This window comes from Klebsiella sp. CN_Kp091, from assembly GCF_040065095.1.
GTDB classification, from domain to species: domain Bacteria; phylum Pseudomonadota; class Gammaproteobacteria; order Enterobacterales; family Enterobacteriaceae; genus Klebsiella; species Klebsiella aerogenes.
Genome location: NZ_JBEAIO010000049.1, coordinates 71,467 through 89,095, shown reverse-complemented (window position 1 = coordinate 89,095; position 17,629 = coordinate 71,467). Strand labels below are relative to the sequence as shown.

Genomic DNA, 17,629 nt, shown 5'->3' with positions numbered 1-17,629 from the left:
TGATTCTCAATTACATATCTGAAGGCGCATTCAGACGCTTAACGGATAGGTTTTATTTTCAGGGCAATGATTTAATTGGCTTTATCTGACCGCAAAGGCAGATTCGTTCACGAGAAACAGATAATGACTCAACCCCATGTCGCCTGCAGGACGTTGCAAGGGCGCGCGCTTTTTTCGCTTCTTTTTTTAGCCTCACCGGGATTAATAGCCGCAGAAAATAACGCGGCAAAGAATACCAAGGACGCGGAGGACACCATTACCGTAGTGGCTGACGGCCGCCAGCAGAACGCCACCAGCGGTTATCAGCCGCTAAGTTCGTCCACGGCGACATTGACTTCAATGCCACTGCTGGATATTCCGCAGGTGGTGAATACCGTCAGCGACCGGGTGCTGGAAGATCAGCACGCTACCTCGCTGGATGAAGCATTGTATAACGTCGCCAACGTGGTGCAGACCAATACCCTCGGCGGTACCCAGGATGCCTTTACCCGCCGCGGCTTCGGCGCCAATCGCGACGGTTCTATCATGACCAACGGCCTGCGTACCGTTTTACCGCGCAGCTTTAACGCCGCTACCGAGCGGGTTGAAGTTCTGAAGGGCCCGGCCTCGACGCTGTACGGCATTCTCGACCCCGGCGGGCTGATTAACGTGGTCACCAAACGCCCCGAGCGCCAGTTCTCTGGTTCGGTTTCCGCCACCTCCAGCAGTTTTGGCGGCGGCACGGGGAGCTTCGACGTGACCGGGCCAATCGAAGGCACAAATCTGGCCTATCGACTGATCGGCGAATATCAAAATGAAGATTACTGGCGTAATTTCGGCAAGAACAAAAGCAGCTTTATCGCCCCTTCCCTGACCTGGTTTGGCGATAGCGCGACCATTACCGCTTCGTATTCACATCGCGATTACAGCGCCCCCTTTGACCGCGGCACGATTTTCGATCTCAATACCGGCCACGCGGTCAACGTCGACCGTAAAACCCGTTTCGATGAAGCCTTTAATATCACCGATGGTTATTCCGATATTGCCCAACTGAACGCCGAGTATCGTCTTAACAGCGCCTGGACCGCGCGCTTTGATTACAGCTACAGCCAGGATCACTACAACGATAACCAGGCCAGGGTAATGGCCTATGATTCTGCGACCGGCAACCTGACCCGCCGGGTCGACGGCACGCATGGCTCAACGCAAAAGATGCATTCCACCCGCGCCGATCTACAAGGCAACGTGGTGATCGGCGGCTTTTATAATGAACTGCTGACCGGCGTCGCCTATGAGAATTACGATCTGCTGCGTACCGATATGCTGCGTTGTAAGAACGTGAAAGGCTTTAATATTTATCATCCGGTTTACGGCACTCTCGATACCTGTAATACCGTTTCCGCTGCCGATAGCGATCAGCGCATCAAGCAGGAGAGCTATGCGACCTATCTGCAGGACGCCCTGTACCTGACCGATAACTGGATTGCCGTGGCCGGCGTACGCTACCAGTATTACACCCAGTATGCCGGTAAAGGCCGTCCGTTTAACGTCAATACCGATAGCCGCGATGAGAAATGGACGCCAAAGGCTGGCCTGGTCTACAAGGTAACGCCAAACGTGTCGCTGTTTGCTAACGTCGCCCAGTCGTTTATGCCGCAGTCGTCAATTGCCAGCTACATCGGCGAACTGCCGCCGGAAGAGTCCACCTCTTACGAAGTCGGCGCGAAATTCGACCTGTTAGAGGGTATCACCGCCAATATCGCGTTATTTGATATTCATAAACGTAACGTGCTGTATACCGAAAGTATCGGCGACGAGACGGTGGCGAAGACCGCGGGTAAGGTTCGCTCGCGCGGCGTGGAGGTGGATCTGGCGGGCTCGCTCACCGATAACCTCAGCATCATCGCCAGCTACGGCTATACCGATGCCAAAGTGCTGGAAGATCCTGATTATGCCGGTAAACCGCTACCGAACGTGCCAAAACATACCGGTTCGCTGTTCCTGACCTATGACATTCATAACGTCTATAACAGCAACACCCTGACCGTTGGCGGCGGCGGCCACGCGGTCAGCAAACGGTCCGGCACCAACGGCGCGGATTATTATCTACAGGGCTATGCGGTGGCCGACGTCTTCGCGGCCTACAAAATGAAGCTGCAGTATCCGGTAACGCTACAGGTGAATGTGAAGAACCTGTTTGATAAGACCTATTACACCTCGTCAATCGGCACCAATAATCTCGGCAACCAGATTGGCGACCCGCGTGAAGTGCAGTTTACGGTGAAAATGGATTTTTAAGCCTTACCCTGCCCCGGATAGCGGCGCGCTGCGCCTTATCCGGGCTACCTCCCCTCAGCCCCTGCTGCGGGGAAATACCGGATGATGCATTTGGCTTACCAATCCTCTTCCTGGCCGAGGATACGCAAAATATCCTGCCGATGCTGCAATAGCAGTGGGTTATCGCGATGGCGGGGAAACGCCAGCGGAAGCGTAAACTCAGCGATAATGCGCCCCGGCCGCGGCGACATCACCAGCACCCGCTCGCAGAGCAGCAGCGCTTCTTCAATATCGTGGGTCACCAGCAGGCTGGTATAACCCTGCCGCTGCCACAGCGCAATCAGTTCGCGCTGCATGCTGATACGGGTAAGCGAATCCAGCTTACCCAGCGGTTCATCAAGCAGCAGTAGACGCGGTTCATTGAGCAACGCGCGCGCCAGCGCCGCACGCTGCGCCATCCCGCCGGAAAGCTGCCGCGGCCACGCCTCGCTGAACGCCTGCAGCCCGATGCGCGAAATCAGCGCGTCGGCCTTCGGCTCCAGCCCCTTTTTCCCCTGCGCCTGCGGCCCCAGCAGCACGTTTTGCCGCACCGTCAGCCACGGATAAAGCGTTGGGTCCTGGAAAACCAGGATCCGTTCCGGCCCCGGCCCGCCTATCGCCGCATCGTCAATCTCAATATGCCCGCTTTGCTGTGGCTCCAGCCCCGCCAGCAGACGCAGCAGCGTCGATTTACCGCATCCTGAGGGGCCAAGCAGCGCGACGCTCTCCCCTGGGCGCAACTGCAGGCTGATATTTTCCAGCACCGACACCGTCTGTTTGCCCAATGTAAAAGCATGATGAAGATGACGTACCGCCACCGCCGCACCGGTCGAAACTGTCTGGGCACTTACCATTGCATTCCTCCGCGCTGCCAGCTCAGCAGCCGATCGCGAATCATAAATAGCCCGCTAATCAGGCCGGAACATAACAACGCCATCACGAATAGCGCCGCGTACATATTCGGATAGGCCGCCCAGCCCTGCGCCCACTGCAGATAAAAACCGATCCCGGATTTGACGCCGACCATTTCGGCGACAATCAGCACTGAAAACGACGCGCCAAGCCCCATAAATAAGCCGACAAACACGTTCGGCAGCGCGGCGGGGATCGCCACGCGCAGGATCAGGAACCGTTGGCTGGCTCCCAGCGTTCGCGCCACGTCATACCACGCTTTATCGATACCGATGACCCCGGACCAGGTTAATACCGTGACCGGGAACCAGGTGCTGAGCGCGATTAAAAAAACGCTGGCGCCGAAGCTTGAAGGAAAGATAAACAGGCATAGCGGCAGCAGCGCGGTGGAAGGCACCGGCCCCAGCAGGCGTAATACCGGATGCACCCAATAACCAATACGCTGAGACCAGCCAATCGCCAGCCCGCTAATAAACCCACAGCTGGTGCCGAGCAGTACTCCGAGCCCGAGCAGCCCCAGCGAATGCAGCAGGCTATCAAGCAACCGCGGCCAGTCATCATGCAGCACTTCAATCAGCGCCTGCGGCGGAGCGAAAAACGGCACCGGCAAAAACGCCGTCTTGGCCGTCAGCCCTTCCCATAGCGCGAAGAGCACCGGCAGCAGCGCCAGCCATTTTCCGGCACGCTGCAAACGCGCGCCCCGCTGGCGCCAGTAACGGTAACTCAGCGTCAGTAACAGCAGTCCGCCGCCGAGAGTGAACTGCGCCAGCGCCCACTCCTCGCTAAACGGCCAGCGCCGACCGGCATCGGGCCAGGCCTGCGTGAACAGGCCGCCCAGCAGCCATAACGCGGCGGCAAGCCCGCCCTCCGTCCAGAGCAGAGCGCCGAGCCCCGGTCGGGCGAGCGCGCGGTCAGGCGAAAACGTTGACATAAATACTCTCCGCAAACTGATGAGGATCGGTTCCCGGTTTGATGACCTGTACCCGCTGCAGATCCACGGCATACTGCGTCAGCTCTTTAACAAAAGCCTCGCCCACCGCGTGATGGCCGTGCCCCTGGCCGTGAAGAATGCCGCTAACCTCCGCTTCGTTAGTATTTAGCGCATGAGCGAGAAAAGATTGCGCCACGCTTTCCGGGTGCGCGGCGGCATAACTGTGCGCTTCCAGAATCGCCTGGGTAAGCGCAGCCGCCGCCGGTTTATGATCGCGCGCAAGGGAGCCGCTGACGCCCAGCACGCAGCAGCTAAGATTGGCGTAATCGCCGGTCATATTGCTGGCGATTAGCTGATATTTCCCGGTTTCCAGCAGGCGATAGCTAAAGGGTTCGCTGCCGCTAATGGCGGCGATTTCGCGTTTATCCAGCGCCACGCTGAGCAGGTCGGCCGGATAGACTTTCCACTGCACATCGCTAATCGGGTCGATACCGTGGCGTTTCAGCAAGATGGCGAAGAAGTTTTTATCCGGCCCGGCCATATCGGTGACGCCAATGGTTTGCCCTTTCAGGCTCTCCAGACCGCTAAAAGGCGAGTTTTTGGCCGTCAACAAATTCAGGCAGCCGCCGTGCGTTCCGGCAGTAAGTTTGACGTCAAACCCCTGCTCCAGCGCCTTCAGCCAACGTAACGCCATGCCTACCCCGGCGTCGGCCTTGCCAGTGGCAATCGCTTCCAGCAGTACATCCGTCGAGTTACCAAAGTTAACAAACTCAACGTCGAGATTATATTTACTAAAAATCTTCTGCTGCTCCGCGACGGCGACCGGCGCCAGGCACACCGCGCTTTTGTTGATCGCCAGCTTGATTTTGTAAGGCTGCGCCAGACGCAGCGCCGGATGTTCATCGCCGCTCGCCATCTCCGCCATATCGTGAGCCCATAGCGGCACAGACGCCCCGGCCAGCGCCAGACCGCCGGTAAATTGTAAGAAACGACGACGGGTAAAAGGTGTGGTCATCATGGCGCCGCCTCCGCATGAACCGGCGCGACCGGCACGTTAAAGCCGTTATCAAATGTCGGCGTTACATCGAGCTTTGCGCGAATGAGGCCGTTGGCAAGATAAAAGTCCGCCGTCGACTGCTGCTGGGCGACCGTCGGCGCGTCCAGCCGCTGCCACTGCGACTGGCGGTTGGCAAACTGCGCGCGGGCGATCTCCGCCGGGAAGCGAATGATCTCCCCCAGCGTTTTGCCATAGCTATCGAGATTGGCGTATGCCCAACGCTCGGCGCCGGCCAGTCGGGTGAGATAATCCTGAAGCGCCGCGCGCTTTTGTGGATCCTTCAGCGCATTATCGGTGGCGGCCAGGAAGGTATTACCCGGCAACAGCCCTTTACCGCTCACCAGAATCTGCCCTTCGGCGGTTTTCACCAGTTGCGTGGTATAGGGCTCCCAGGTCGCCCAGGCATCTACCGAACCGTTAAGCAGCGCGACTTTTGCATCCACCGGGCCAAGGAATACCCACTGGACATCCTTCGGCGAGACCCCCGTTTGCTCCAGCGCTTTCAACGCCACAAAATGGCCAATCGATCCTTTCCCGGTGGCAATGCGTTTACCTTTTAAATCCGCCGCGCTTTTTAACGCGCTGCCGGGAGGTACCAATACAGCGGTCCCCGCCGGGTTGCTCTTATCGACGGCAATCGCTTTTACCGGCGCGCCGTTCGCCAGCGCGAACAACAGCGGCGCATCGCCGATAATCCCCACGTCAACCGCGCCGGCGTTGAGCGCTTCAGCCAGCGGCGCGGCGGCAGGAAACTCGGCCCATTTAATATCGTAAGCGAGGTTTTGCAAGGCGTTAGCGGCCTCCAGTTGTGACCGCATGCCGCCTTTTTGATCGGCAATTCTTAGTGTGATTCTTTCCTGAGCTGCAACATAGCTGCTCAGCGTCAATAGCATTAGCGCCCCGGCTATGCGGGTAAAATGAGGTATGCGCATCTTAATTATCCTTGTTGTTGAAAAGCGTGTTTACCCGCCGCCTGCCACGCGCTGTCGTTCTGCGGCGTATGTACCCGCCCGCACAGGACGTTGCGATAGTGGCGTTCCAGAGGATTTTGCCGGCTTAAACCATGATTGCCGGTGAGTTCAAGCGCCAGATTGACCGCCAGAATGGCGTTATCGGTGATAGTGACTTTCGCCAGATTGGCCTCAATAGCGGAAAAGCCCAGCTCCGCGGTATTCTCCAGCAGAGCGCGGTTAACCAGCAGTAGCCCCTCTATCTGCCCCACTTTTTCCTGTACCCGCGGCAGACTGGAAAGCGGTTGTCCAAGATTGCCGGGAACCCGCGCACCAAGCCACGCGACAAGCCAGTCGCGCGCCGCGCGGGCTACACTGTCGTAAATCGCCGCCAGCAACGCCGTATGACGGTTAGCAAACAGACGAAATTGTTCGGCGTCCGGCGCGGGCGGCTCGTCGGCAGGCCAAACGTCTACCGCGTGCCCGGCGGATACCTGCACGTTTTTCAGCACCACCTCGTGACTGCCGGTGGCCCGCATGCCTACGTGATCCCAGCTTTTCACTACGCTGATGCCCTCGCTGTCGGCAGGGACCAGCCAGCTACCGACCAGCGGCGGGTTGTCGTCGCTGCGCGCCCACAGCGCCAGCCAGCTCAACCCTTCGATACCGGTGGTATAAATTTTGTGACCGTTAATCAGCCAGCCCCGGCCGTTACGGCTGGCTATCGTTTGCGGCAGGCCGCCGCGCGCCGGAGAGCCCAGATCCGGCTCGACGCGCAGGCTATTCATCAACCCGCCGTTTGTGAGCGCATCATCAAACACGCGCTGGCGTAGCGGCTCAGCCCAATGCGTATTTTCCGCCAGCCGCAGATGATGTAGGTACTGCATGCAGACAATCAGCGCGGTCGCCGGTTCGCCCCAGGCGATGGCGGCGATAGCCTGTTGCAGCTCGGCTAAACTGGCGCCTGCACCGCCATACTGCGATGGTACGGCAAGGCTTAAAAATCCGCGTCGGCGCAGAACGTCAATATTGCGATGGGGAAAATCGCCGCTGGCATCAAGGCTGGCCGCCTCCTCCGCCATCAGTTGGCGGATCTCGGCAAGCTGCCGTGGCCAATCTGCGATTGGGCGAAGACTCACGATGCACGCTCCGCCACGGCGCGCAGCGCGGCTTTTTCGCGGGTAATCGGCAGCAGCGCTTTGCCATACTCCTGCGCATCGTTCAGCGGATCGAATCCGCGGATCAGGAAGTTACGCACGCCGAGGTCGTAGTAGTCGAGCAGCGCATCGGCAACCTGCTCCGGCGTACCGACCAGCGCGGTGGAGTTGTGGCCGCCGCCCACCAGCTGCGCGATGCCGGTCCACAGGCGTTTATCCACCACCTTGCCCTGCGCCGCCGTAGCCCGCAGACGCTGCGCGCCAACGCTATCGGGCTTGGCTTTAAAGCCCCCTTCACTCTGCGCCGCCCGCTCGGTGGCGACATGCAAAATATGCTCGGCTTTCTCCCAGGCTTCCGCTTCGCTATCGGCGATAATCGGCCGGAACGATACGCTGAAACCGATCTCGCGCTGATGTTTTGCCGCTTCGGCACGTACCCGCTGGATAGTTTCCGCAGTCTGCGCCAGCGACTCCCCCCATAGCGCGAAGACGTTAGCGTGTTTACCGGCAACCGTAATTGCCGCCTCCGACGAGCCACCGAAATAGAGGGGAATATGCGGTTTCTGCAGCGGGCGAATGGCTGACCAGGCCTGTTGCGCCTGATAAAAATCATTGTCGATGTCCACCGGCTGTTCGGCGGTCCAGACTTTGCGGATGGTATCGAGGAAGGCGTCGGTGCGCGCATAGCGCTGGTCGTGGTCGAGATAATCGCCGTCACGGCGCTGCTCGGCATCATTGCCGCCGCTGATAATATGTACCGCCAGCCGGCCGCCAAGCAGATGTTCAAGAGTGGCAAATTTACGCGCGGCGAGAGTTGGCGAGACAAAACCGGGGCGGTGCGCCAGCAGGAAAGCTATCTTTTGTGTCGACAACCCCGCCAGCGCGGTCACCAAAAAGCCATCGGGTTGATCGGACCAATGCCCCACCAGCAGACGGTCAAACCCCGCGGCTTCATGTGTTTGCGCGAAGCGCACAATATAATCACGGTCAAAAATCGGCCCTACCGGGGCGATGGTTTCTGAAGACAGGCGGTGGCCGATCATGCCGAGAAACTGAATGCTCATACAGAACTCCTGGTAGCAAGGTAATGAATGGGCCGCGGCGGCGGCGCGTTTTCATTACCCTATACACAGGCACTTAATGAACAAAATGCATTTTTATCATAACTTAATATGCAAGATAAGCATTTCTTAAAATAACATATACGTATCAGAAAGATGTGTTAAGTTGCTGGACCACTTTTCCGGCGAAAAAAGTCAGCGGCTGGCTGAGGTTAGCCAGATTCAGCGCCTGTACCAGCCACAGATGCACTTGCGGCTGAAAATCCGCGAGCGTAAGCGTGGACACTTCATCGCGCCACGGGCTGGCGGCCAGCGCGGCGCGAGGCACCAGGCCAAGCCCCAGCCCCTGCGCCACCAGGCTGATTTGCAACTGGGCGCCGGCGGTCTCGACGTTCAGCGCCAGCCGCAGCCCCTGCGATTGTAGTTCTCGGATTAGCCCGGCCCGCAGGCCGCAGCCGTCGGGATTGAGTATCCAGCCTCGCTGCGCACAGTCGCGCAGCGCTCCGGCGTGCAGTCGCCAGCTTTTCGCCGCGATGACCACGATATCCAGCGGGCACAGCAGCCTCCCGCTGTAGCCGTCAGCAAAGCGCTGCTGTTGCGGTCCCATCGCCAGCACGCCATCCAGTTCGACGCTCTCTAGCCGTTTTTGCAACAGCCCGCTCCAGCCGCAGGTCACCTGCGGCTCCAGAGCCGGGAACTGCTGGCGTAGCGCGCTCAGCGCCGGCTGGAGGGCGATTTCCGCCACGCTCTGCGGCACGCCAAGACGAAGAACGCCCTGCGGCTCCGCCTCCGGGTCAAGCAGACCGTACAGCTTTTTAGTTTCCCGCTTGATGCTCAGACATTGTTCATACACCCGGTGCCCGGCGGCGGTGAGCGTCAGGGGCCGGGTCTGGCGCTCCAGCAGCGTCACATTGAGGGTTTGCTCAAGGCGCTGAAGCCGACGGGTAATGGCCGATTGGGTAATGCCAAGATATTCCGCAGCCTGGTTTAGGGAGGAAAACTGCACGGTAGCCAGCAGAGCATCAATGTCGTCGATACGCATACAACCCTTAATGTGATTTTTGCATATTAATATATGCGGAAATTGCATTTTAATTATATTAACGCCTTTGCTAGCGTAATGACCAGTCCCGACAACAGGAAACAACCATGACCGCACCGCGAGTGGAAAAATTACGCCAGTTCATTCAAGACCTTGATGCCCTGCATCGCCAGTTTACCGATGAGGCCCCCCTGCTCGACGCCGTCGCCGTGCGCCTGGCTTCGCTTGTGCAAAAAGATGACTGGTTGCCGGAAGAGTACACCCTGCCGCATCCCCACCATTATCAGCAATATTTGCTGCATGCCGATTCCGGCCAACGTTTTTCGATTGTCAGCTTCGTCTGGGGGCCGGGGCAATCGACGCCGATCCACGACCATCGGGTCTGGGGAGCCATCGGTATGTTGCGCGGCGCGGAGGAGAACCAGCGCTACCGACTCGACGAACGCGGTTTACCGATCGCCACTGGTCCTGCTGAACGGCTTTCACCCGGCAAGGTGGAAAAAGTCTCTTCCCGCGATGGCGATATTCATCGGGTGAGTAATGCGCTCGCGGACCACGTCTCAATCAGTATTCACGTCTACGGCGCTAACATTGGCGGCGTCCGGCGTGCTGTTTATACCGCGGATGGGATCGCCAAACCTTTCGTCTCCGGTTACTCCAACCGCCACTTGCCCAATATCTGGGATCTCTCAAAGGATAATGAATATGCCTGACTACAATTACCGCCAGCCAGCCGAGGTGCGCCAGGCGCTAATCGATGGCGCGGAAGTGGCGCTCATCGATGTTCGCGAAGAGGCCGCATTTGCCACTAACCATCCGCTGTTTGCCGCTAATTTGCCGCTCAGCAAGCTGGAGCTGGAGATTTTTCGCCGCGTGCCGCGCCTGACGACGCCGATTACCCTCTACGATAACGGCGAAGGTCTCGCGGAGCAGGCCCTTGAACGGCTGCAACGCTGGGGCTATCAGGATGTCGCGCTACTGGCAGGCGGACTGACGGGCTGGCAGCGCAGCGGCGGCGAGCTCTTTCAGGACGTTAACTCACCGAGCAAAGCGTTCGGCGAGCTGGTAGAGAGCGAGCGCCAGACTCCCTCGTTGAGCGCCGAGGAAGTGAAGGCGCTGATCGAGGGTCCACAGCCGGTCGTGGTGGTCGACGCGCGTCGTTTCGATGAATATCAAACGATGAATATTCCCGGCAGCATCAGCGTGCCCGGCGGGGAGCTGGCGTTACGCATCGAAGGCCTGCTGCCGTCGGCGCAAACGACAGTGATCGTTAACTGCGCCGGCCGTACCCGCAGCATTATCGGCAGTCAATCGCTGCGCAATGCCGGCTTAGCCAATCCGGTATACGCACTGCGCAACGGTACCATCGGCTGGACCTTAGCCGGACTGGAACTCGAGCACGGCCAACAGCGGCGCTACGACGCCGATTTCCGCGCCTCAGCGCAACGCGTGGCTGCGGTGACGCAGTTGGCCGAGCGCGCTGGCGTGGCCTTCATTGATGCCCCGACTTTAGCCCGCTGGCAACAGCAGCCGAGCCGCACCACCTATCTCTTTGATGTTCGCAGCCCCGAGGAGTATGCCGCAGGCCATCTGCCGCACAGCGTGAATGCCCCTGGCGGCCAGCTGGTGCAGGAAACCGATCATTACGCCAGCGTACGCGGAGCGCGGATTGTGCTGGTCGCCGATGATGAGATCCGCGCGCCGATCGCGGCGTCCTGGCTGGCGCAGATGGGCTGGGAAGTGGCGGTTTTACGCGATGTCCGCGTTGAGCAATTGAGCGAGCGCGGCGTTCCGCCCGTCAGCGTACCGCCGGCGCCGCAGGCTGAGGAGATAACCCCAGCGCAGTTAGCGGAACAATTGCGCGAACCCGGCACCGTGGTACTGGATTTCACCACCAGCGCGAACTATGTCGCACGGCATATCCCCGGCGCCTGGTGGCTGGTGCGTTCACAGCTACGTCAGGCGCTTGAGCTCATCCCTGCCGCAAAACGTTACGTTGTCACCTGTGGCAGCAGCCTGCTGGCCCGCTACGCCGTGCCTGAAGTCGCGGCATTGACCGGTAAGCCTGTGCAACTGTTAAGCGGCGGGACGCTGGCGTGGATTGATGCCGGGCTGCCCCTGGAACAGGGCGAGACGCATCTGGCAACAGCGCGCAGCGATCGCTATCGACGGCCTTATGAAGGAACCGATAACTCCGCTGAGGCGATGCAGGCTTATCTCGACTGGGAGTTTGGTCTGGTGGAACAGTTAGCGCGTGATGGTACCCACGGCTTTAAGGTGTTGTAAGTCAAAAAACCGGTGGCGACACGGCCACCGGGAATAGCTTACCTTTATTGCGAATTAAATTTCCGGGGTGGTTTTAAAACCAACCAGCATCAGGATCGGCTGCTTCTGCGCCGCTGCGGCGTCAAACTGATAGTGGTTGCCCTGACGGTCGCCGCCGATGTACCAGGAGATTTCGGTTTTCCCTTCCGCCAGCGCCTTACGCACCGCTTTATCGATATCCACCATCCGATACTCACGAGATGAATTGAGATACAGTTGAGCATCTGAATTGTAGCTGCAGGTCGGGCGATGCTTCCAGGTCACGCTTGACGCACTCCAGCTATTGCTGGCCGGATAGAAGAAAATCTGATCCGCGCCGTTGGTTTCAACCTTGCCGCCGTACAGACGCAGACGATACTTAAACAGCGACGCATCCTGATCTTTCGGCAGCGCCGGGATTTTAAACTTCACCAGGGTCAGGGTTTCCGGGTTGCTGGTACGGCCGCCGTTCTTCCAGTTATCGGAAATCTGCAGCGCTTCAGGCGCCCCGAAGTTAACATTCGGCTGCGCGCTCTCGACCACCGCGTTTTCTTCCGCCAGCGAGAAGCTATAAGGCACGTTGGTTCCACAATCCATACCGTCGTTCATACAGTGTTCGGTCATGAAGTGCGCGCCCTCGACCGTCCAGCCGTTCATGAAATCCGCATGGGCAGTATAGATGCTGCCCCACTTCTCTTCACGTTTATCGCCCTTCATAACCGGGTCCATCGACAGCTCAATTTTCGCCGTGTCCAGTGATTTAATCTGCGGCAGCACGTAGGCGATATTCATATTAACCGTCGGGATTTTTACCGGATAGTCGGCTGGGCAGGCGCCGTTGACATCATAGGCGGCGTTGCTGTGACCGTGGCTCGGCTTCAGGTTGACGCCATCCCAGCAGTTGGGGAACTGAATACCGATATTAAACTGCACCGCGTCGCCCGCTTTACGTAGGCCGCAAACCTCACCTGCCTTGTTGCTATAGCCTTTACCGTTGGCGCACAGGAAGGTTATCCGTGAGCTCGGCGCGGAGCCGTGGTGGTCGCCAGCCAGCAGCTCTAACCCCGACGGGAAAGGATGCAGCGGATACTGTTCGACTTTGGTCGCCTGATAATAGGTTTTCTGATAAGCCGGAGTGACAATTTGTCCATCCGGCAACTTCATTGACGGCGCCCAATAGGCGGAACTATCGGCCTTGTTATCACAGGTGGTTTCCGGCTGCGCGCGCAGGGTTTGATAGGTTGAGACCGCGTCGGTGTGGGTATTGCCGAAGAAATCATGCCACATCGCCTGGTTGGGCATGCCGAACATCATAATCGCGTCGTCGCCAAGGGTGTGACTGTAGCCGCATACCGCCTGGGCTTGCGGTCCTGCATGGGCGGAAAAAGCGCTGGCGGCCAGCAGCGGGGTCAGGGCCAGTACAACTGAGTTAGCTTTCATTTTACGATCCTCCTTGTTTGAAGGACCGTAGAGATAGCAAGCGTGCGCCGATGTTACACATCAGCAAACATCATTTTATCTCATTCACGCATAATCCATGAATACTGGAAGGTTTTGGCCGCCGGAAAATGGGTGCGCCGACGGTAGGAGCCGAGCGCCTGCGGCGTACAGTAGGTACAGCTTCCCAGCCATTCGGTATTTTCCGCCGCCACCCCGGCCTGTTGCAGCACCCGTTGCGCCAGCGCGCGGAGATCGAACCACAGATTATCGCTACCGGTCGCCTGCGCTTGCCCGTTTCCTGGTGGGGCGAGGCGCTGATGAAAGAGCTCGTCGCTGTACCGTTTTGCCAGCTTGCCCGCCGGCATGGTCAACAGCGTTTGATAAAAATCGGCCGAAACCTCATAGCAGCAGGCGTGAATATGCGGCCCGCAGACCACCACAATCTCTTCTGTCGCCACCTGATGCTGGTGAAACAGCGCCAGGCTGTTTTCAATAATGCCGCTCGCCGCTCCGCGCCAGCCGGCATGCACGCTGCAAACATAGCGCCCATCCCGCGAAGCCATTAACAGCGGTAAACAGTCGGCGGTGACGACGCCGACCTTTTGCTCACGCAGAGCCGTAAATACAGCATCGGCATGCGGCCGCTCTGCCTGCGGCCCCTGATAATGATGAACAACATTGCCGTGCACCAGCTTAACCGGGGCCATTTCGCTGTACGGAAAGGCGGCGGTTTCGTGCACATCGAGAAAAGCGTAGCGAATACCGGGGATATCACTTAACAAGCGGGATGGATAAGACATAACGTCGCATGAATGGATTGGTGGTGGATTTACCGTAGGCCAAGGCCGCTCGCTACGCAAGATGTTGATGCTTTGTTTTCGGCATCGTTATATAATTTAGTATATATCGATTATTCTTATCCAACCGGGTTAATCCATGTCACCACACCGTTTACTTTTAGGCCTGGCGCTGTGTAGCGCCAGCCTGTTCACCAGCCAGGCCTTTGCCGACCGCACCGTTACCGACCAGCTGGGCCGCAAGGTTACGCTTCCGGATCACATCACCCGCGCGGTCGTCCTGCAGCACCAGACGCTTAATCTGCTGGTCCAGTTGAATGCCGGCGACGATATCGTCGGCGTGTTAAGCAGCTGGAAAAAACAGCTCGGGCCGCAGTTTGTCCGCTTTATGCCCGCTATTGAAAATCTACCGACGCCGGGCGATTTAACGCAGGTCAATATCGAAAGCCTGCTGGCGCTGCATCCGCAGGTGGTGTTCGTCGCTAATTACGCGCCGCAGGCGATGATCCAGCAGATCCAAAATGCCGGTATTCCGGTTATCGCCATCTCTCTGCGCCAGGACGCGGCGGGAGAGAAAAACAAAATGAACCCGACGATGGCCAATGAAGAGCAGGCCTATAACAACGGGCTCAAACAAGGGATCCGCCTGATTGGCGAAGTCGTCGAACGCCAAAGCCAGGCCGAAGCGCTGATTGATTACACCTTCGCGGCGCGGGCAGAAGCTAACGCCCCGGTCGCCGGTATCCCTGAGAATCAGCGGGTGCGCGTGTACATGGCCAACCCGGATCTCAACACCTACGGCTCCGGCAAATATACCGGTCTGATGATGAAGCATGCCGGGGCGCTGAACGTTGCGGCCGCGGCGGTTAAGGGGGCGCGTCAGGTCTCGCTGGAACAGGTTCTGCAGTGGAACCCCGAGGTGATCTTCGTCCAGGACCGCTATCCGCAGGTGGTCAAACAGATTGAAAACGACCCGCAATGGCAAGCGATAGACGCGGTGAAAAACCACCGGGTATGGCTGATGCCGGAATACGCCAAGGCCTGGGGCTATCCAATGCCGGAAGCGCTGGCGATAGGCGAACTGTGGATGGCGAAAAAGCTCTATCCTTCCCGCTACCGGAACGACGATGTCGATGCCAAAGCGCAGGATTACTATCAACGCTTCTACCGCGTGAAATGGACGCCGAATGCGCAGTAACCTTCACTGGGCCCTGCTGCACGGCGGGCTGGTGGCGGCAACGTTATTTATCGCTATCGCTTCGCTATGCCTGGGGCAGTACCCCCTCAGCCTGAATGAGGTCTTTCATGAGCTTACGCATAGCGCGTCCGCCAGCACCGTCGCCGGGCAGATAGTCTGGTCAGTCAGACTTCCCAGGGTAGCGATGGCGCTGCTGGCCGGCGGCTCGCTGGGGCTATGCGGCTCGACTTTACAGGGCGTATTCCACAACCCGCTGGTCGACCCGCATATCATCGGTGTGACCTCCGGCTCCGCCTTCGGCGGCACGCTGGCGATCCTGCTAGGTTTTGACATCATATCGATGATGGGTTGCACCTTCTTCTTCGGCCTCGCCGCGCTGATGTTGGTTTATCTGATTGCCAGGCTACAAGGGCGTGAAAACACGCTGGCGCTGATCCTTTCCGGCATTATTCTCAGCGGTTTCTTTGCCGCGCTGGTCAGCCTGATGCAGTACCTTGCCGATACGGAAGAAACCCTGCCGAATATCGTTTTCTGGCTGCTCGGCAGCTTTGCCACCGCCAACTGGCACAAAGTGCTGTCCATGGCGCTGCCGGTCGCCGTCGCCGCCGTTATCCTGCTAAAGCTGCGCTGGCGTATCAACCTGCTGGCGCTGGAGGATAAAGATGCGCACGGTCTTGGCTTTTCGGTGGCCAAATTGCGCCGCGGAGTGTTGGTTTGCTGCGCGGTGCTGGTCGCCGCCCAGGTCGCGGTTAGCGGCAGCATCGCCTGGGTCGGGCTGGTGATTCCGCATCTGGCGCGACTGCTGGTCGGCGCCGATCACCGCCGCCTGCTGCCAACGGCATTCTGGCTCGGCGGCGCATTTATGGTGGTGGTGGACGACCTGGCGCGCACCTTAACCCAGGCGGAGATTCCAATTGGCATTATTACCGCCCTGCTCGGCGCGCCGCTGTTTACCCTTTTACTGATTCAGTCTCAACGCCGCGGAGTGATCCAATGAACATTTCCTTATCACTGGACGCCCTGCGCTATGGTCATCGTCAGCCGCTCTTCGCCTCACTATCAATGCAGTGCCGTCACGGGCAAATCTGGGCAATTCTGGGCGCCAACGGTCGCGGTAAAAGCACGCTACTGGATACCCTGACCGGCGTTCTGCCGCCGCTCGGCGGGAAATTTAGCGTGGAAGGCGGCATCGCCATCGTGCCGCAGTCGTTTCGTCCGGCGTTTGGCTGGCAAGTGCGCGATGTGGTGCTGATGGGGCGCGCCCGCCACGTCGATCTGTTCGCGCAGCCGGGGCCGGAAGATGAACGGGAGGTTCAACAGGCGCTGGCGCAGTTGGGGATCGCCGCGCTGGCCAATCAGCTTTTTCGCGCCCTGTCCGGCGGTCAGCAGCAGTTGGCGCTCATAGCCCGCGCGCTGGTCAGCGCCAGCCAGAACATCCTGTTAGATGAACCTTGCTCAGCGCTGGATCTGGCCAATCAACAGATTGTGTTACAGCTGATTAGCGACCTTGCTCATCGGCAGAAACGCACGGTGATGTTCACCACCCATGATCCGACTCACGCCCTGCAGGTCGCCAGCCATACCCTGCTGCTGTTGCCCGGCGGCGAATGGCTGGCGGGAGAGTCATTCGCAGTGCTCAGCGAGACAAACCTGCGCCGCGCCTACGGCCTGCCGGTCCACAAAATCCATCATCCCGGTAGCGCGGTGCCGTTACTGGCGCCGCAGTTTACTATCCATCGTTAACGGCCAAAAAACCTGCCGCGCGCAGAAAGTTCTGCCCTTCTTCCGCGGTGATAAAGCGCCGTAGCTGCCGCGCGGCGGCGCTTTCCTCAATTTCCGCCAGTTGATATTCGCAGCGTATATTCCACGGCTCGGGAATGAGTAACGTGCGAAACTGCGCGCTCTCCGTCATCTGAACCGCATAGTGGGCGTAACCGATAAACAGATCGGCAAAGTCTTCGCCAATCAGCCACGCCCCAGCGGTAATGCCCGACGGCACAGTCAGCGACGCCCGGCCGCCGACCAGCTGCTGCGCCCGGGCCATCAACGCCCGTCCGAGCCCCGGAAAGCTGGCCTCAAGGCGAGCGAAAAGCTGCCATGTGTAATCACCGGAGGGATCGCAGCCCGGCGTGGAGGTCGCCAGCCGCAGTCGCCCGTCGCGAAGCAACGCCAGCCAGTCAGCGCGATCGGTGTCAGGCGTGCGGCGCGCGGTCAGCATCAGCCGGTTGGCGGCAAACGAACAGCAATTTTTCGCAAGCCCGGCCTGCAGCAGCGCCTGAGGGTGTTCGGTATTAGCGCAGGCGAACAGCGAGCAGCGTTCACCGCCTTCAATGCGTTCGCGCAGCAGACCGGCCGGGCCGAACTGCGCCTCGACAGGAATGCCGCTAAGCTGCTGAAATCGCGCCAGCAGCGGGAGGAAAGCGCTTTTCAGGCTTCCCGCCGCCAGTAGCGTCAATGAAGTGGTCATCACACGAATCGCTATAAA

At 59.0% G+C, this 17,629-nt stretch carries 15 protein-coding genes and 1 pseudogene; 6 read left to right on the top strand and 10 right to left on the bottom strand.

Annotated features, from left to right (window positions below; all coding sequences use genetic code 11):
- Nucleotides 1-204 precede the first annotated feature (204 nt).
- Nucleotides 205-2,277, top strand: a complete 2,073-nt coding sequence (locus ABLV17_RS20980; RefSeq protein WP_113374294.1) for a TonB-dependent siderophore receptor — start codon at nt 205-207, stop codon at nt 2,275-2,277.
- A gap of 95 nt (nt 2,278-2,372) precedes the next feature.
- Here the strand turns inward: ABLV17_RS20980 and ABLV17_RS20975 are convergent, their stop codons facing one another.
- From ABLV17_RS20975 to ABLV17_RS20945, 7 genes and pseudogenes are all read right to left on the bottom strand, one after another.
- A complete protein-coding gene (locus ABLV17_RS20975) occupies nt 2,373-3,149 on the bottom strand; it encodes an ATP-binding cassette domain-containing protein (RefSeq protein WP_271031863.1) in 777 nt (258 codons plus the stop codon).
- Complete coding sequence (locus ABLV17_RS20970) at nt 3,143-4,138, bottom strand: ABC transporter permease subunit (protein WP_087857892.1); 996 nt, start codon at nt 4,136-4,138, stop codon at nt 3,143-3,145. Before ABLV17_RS20970 ends, ABLV17_RS20975 begins: the two co-directional genes overlap by 7 nt.
- Complete coding sequence (locus ABLV17_RS20965) at nt 4,119-5,156, bottom strand: ABC transporter substrate-binding protein (RefSeq protein WP_271031864.1); 1,038 nt, start codon at nt 5,154-5,156, stop codon at nt 4,119-4,121. The genes ABLV17_RS20970 and ABLV17_RS20965 overlap by 20 nt, the downstream gene beginning before the upstream one ends.
- Entirely contained in the window at nt 5,153-6,127 is a 975-nt protein-coding gene (locus tag ABLV17_RS20960; protein WP_087857894.1) for an ABC transporter substrate-binding protein, read from the bottom strand. The genes ABLV17_RS20965 and ABLV17_RS20960 overlap by 4 nt, the downstream gene beginning before the upstream one ends.
- 5 nt (nt 6,128-6,132) lie before the next feature.
- Nucleotides 6,133-7,227 carry an acyl-CoA dehydrogenase family protein gene (locus tag ABLV17_RS20955; protein ID WP_271031919.1) on the bottom strand — a complete coding sequence of 365 codons (1,095 nt, stop codon included), beginning with the start codon at nt 7,225-7,227 and terminating at the stop codon, nt 6,133-6,135.
- Nucleotides 7,228-7,312: 85 nt separating this feature from the next.
- Nucleotides 7,313-8,366: pseudogene (locus tag ABLV17_RS20950) on the bottom strand (LLM class flavin-dependent oxidoreductase); the annotation flags it as partial.
- Between the two features lie 145 nt (nt 8,367-8,511).
- Nucleotides 8,512-9,405: a LysR family transcriptional regulator gene (locus ABLV17_RS20945; RefSeq protein WP_348854588.1), complete on the bottom strand. Its 894-nt coding sequence runs from the start codon at nt 9,403-9,405 to the stop codon at nt 8,512-8,514.
- A gap of 107 nt (nt 9,406-9,512) precedes the next feature.
- On the opposite strand from ABLV17_RS20945, the gene ABLV17_RS20940 reads away from it, so the two are divergent.
- Both ABLV17_RS20940 and ABLV17_RS20935 read left to right on the top strand, forming a co-directional pair.
- Nucleotides 9,513-10,118, top strand: coding sequence for a cysteine dioxygenase (locus ABLV17_RS20940; protein WP_113374131.1), 606 nt, complete (start codon nt 9,513-9,515; stop codon nt 10,116-10,118).
- Nucleotides 10,111-11,691 (top strand): rhodanese homology domain-containing protein, encoded by a 1,581-nt coding sequence (locus tag ABLV17_RS20935; RefSeq protein WP_271031866.1) that lies wholly within the window; start codon nt 10,111-10,113, stop codon nt 11,689-11,691. Before ABLV17_RS20940 ends, ABLV17_RS20935 begins: the two co-directional genes overlap by 8 nt.
- A gap of 54 nt (nt 11,692-11,745) precedes the next feature.
- Here the strand turns inward: ABLV17_RS20935 and ABLV17_RS20930 are convergent, their stop codons facing one another.
- Nucleotides 11,746-13,149 (bottom strand): DUF1996 domain-containing protein, encoded by a 1,404-nt coding sequence (locus ABLV17_RS20930; RefSeq protein ID WP_213793751.1) that lies wholly within the window; start codon nt 13,147-13,149, stop codon nt 11,746-11,748.
- A gap of 80 nt (nt 13,150-13,229) precedes the next feature.
- Nucleotides 13,230-13,949 (bottom strand): polyphenol oxidase family protein, encoded by a 720-nt coding sequence (locus ABLV17_RS20925; RefSeq protein WP_348854587.1) that lies wholly within the window; start codon nt 13,947-13,949, stop codon nt 13,230-13,232.
- A 136-nt stretch (nt 13,950-14,085) separates the two neighbouring features.
- Here ABLV17_RS20925 and ABLV17_RS20920 point away from each other — a divergent pair, with 136 nt between their 5' ends.
- Genes ABLV17_RS20920 through ABLV17_RS20910 form a run of 3 tightly spaced genes read left to right on the top strand, consistent with a single transcriptional unit; the run spans nt 14,086 to nt 16,887 of the window.
- Nucleotides 14,086-15,144, top strand: a complete 1,059-nt coding sequence (locus tag ABLV17_RS20920) for an ABC transporter substrate-binding protein (RefSeq protein ID WP_348854585.1) — start codon at nt 14,086-14,088, stop codon at nt 15,142-15,144.
- On the top strand, nt 15,134-16,141 hold the full coding sequence (locus tag ABLV17_RS20915) for an iron ABC transporter permease (RefSeq protein ID WP_271031870.1): 1,008 nt from the start codon (nt 15,134-15,136) through the stop codon (nt 16,139-16,141). Before ABLV17_RS20920 ends, ABLV17_RS20915 begins: the two co-directional genes overlap by 11 nt.
- Nucleotides 16,138-16,887 carry an ABC transporter ATP-binding protein gene (locus ABLV17_RS20910; RefSeq protein ID WP_271031871.1) on the top strand — a complete coding sequence of 250 codons (750 nt, stop codon included), beginning with the start codon at nt 16,138-16,140 and terminating at the stop codon, nt 16,885-16,887. Before ABLV17_RS20915 ends, ABLV17_RS20910 begins: the two co-directional genes overlap by 4 nt.
- On the opposite strand, the gene ABLV17_RS20905 is transcribed toward ABLV17_RS20910, so the two are convergent.
- On the bottom strand, nt 16,874-17,611 hold the full coding sequence (locus ABLV17_RS20905) for a substrate-binding domain-containing protein (protein ID WP_087857905.1): 738 nt from the start codon (nt 17,609-17,611) through the stop codon (nt 16,874-16,876). The two genes, ABLV17_RS20910 and ABLV17_RS20905, sit on opposite strands and share 14 nt — an antisense overlap.
- Nucleotides 17,612-17,629 lie beyond the last annotated feature (18 nt).

Excerpts from the sequence above, each read along its gene's own strand:
- ABLV17_RS20975 (WP_271031863.1), bottom strand. The coding sequence starts at position 3,149 with ATGGTAAGTGCCCAGACAGTTTCGACCGGTGCGGCGGTGGCGGTACGT.
- ABLV17_RS20970 (WP_087857892.1), bottom strand. The coding sequence starts at position 4,138 with ATGTCAACGTTTTCGCCTGACCGCGCGCTCGCCCGACCGGGGCTCGGC.
- ABLV17_RS20965 (WP_271031864.1), bottom strand. The coding sequence starts at position 5,156 with ATGATGACCACACCTTTTACCCGTCGTCGTTTCTTACAATTTACCGGC.
- ABLV17_RS20960 (WP_087857894.1), bottom strand. The coding sequence starts at position 6,127 with ATGCGCATACCTCATTTTACCCGCATAGCCGGGGCGCTAATGCTATTG.
- ABLV17_RS20955 (WP_271031919.1), bottom strand. The coding sequence starts at position 7,227 with ATGGCGGAGGAGGCGGCCAGCCTTGATGCCAGCGGCGATTTTCCCCAT.
- ABLV17_RS20945 (WP_348854588.1), bottom strand. The coding sequence starts at position 9,405 with ATGCGTATCGACGACATTGATGCTCTGCTGGCTACCGTGCAGTTTTCC.
- ABLV17_RS20940 (WP_113374131.1), top strand. The coding sequence starts at position 9,513 with ATGACCGCACCGCGAGTGGAAAAATTACGCCAGTTCATTCAAGACCTT.
- ABLV17_RS20935 (WP_271031866.1), top strand. The coding sequence starts at position 10,111 with ATGCCTGACTACAATTACCGCCAGCCAGCCGAGGTGCGCCAGGCGCTA.
- ABLV17_RS20930 (WP_213793751.1), bottom strand. The coding sequence starts at position 13,149 with ATGAAAGCTAACTCAGTTGTACTGGCCCTGACCCCGCTGCTGGCCGCC.
- ABLV17_RS20925 (WP_348854587.1), bottom strand. The coding sequence starts at position 13,949 with ATGTCTTATCCATCCCGCTTGTTAAGTGATATCCCCGGTATTCGCTAC.
- ABLV17_RS20920 (WP_348854585.1), top strand. The coding sequence starts at position 14,086 with ATGTCACCACACCGTTTACTTTTAGGCCTGGCGCTGTGTAGCGCCAGC.
- ABLV17_RS20915 (WP_271031870.1), top strand. The coding sequence starts at position 15,134 with ATGCGCAGTAACCTTCACTGGGCCCTGCTGCACGGCGGGCTGGTGGCG.
- ABLV17_RS20910 (WP_271031871.1), top strand. The coding sequence starts at position 16,138 with ATGAACATTTCCTTATCACTGGACGCCCTGCGCTATGGTCATCGTCAG.
- ABLV17_RS20905 (WP_087857905.1), bottom strand. The coding sequence starts at position 17,611 with ATGACCACTTCATTGACGCTACTGGCGGCGGGAAGCCTGAAAAGCGCT.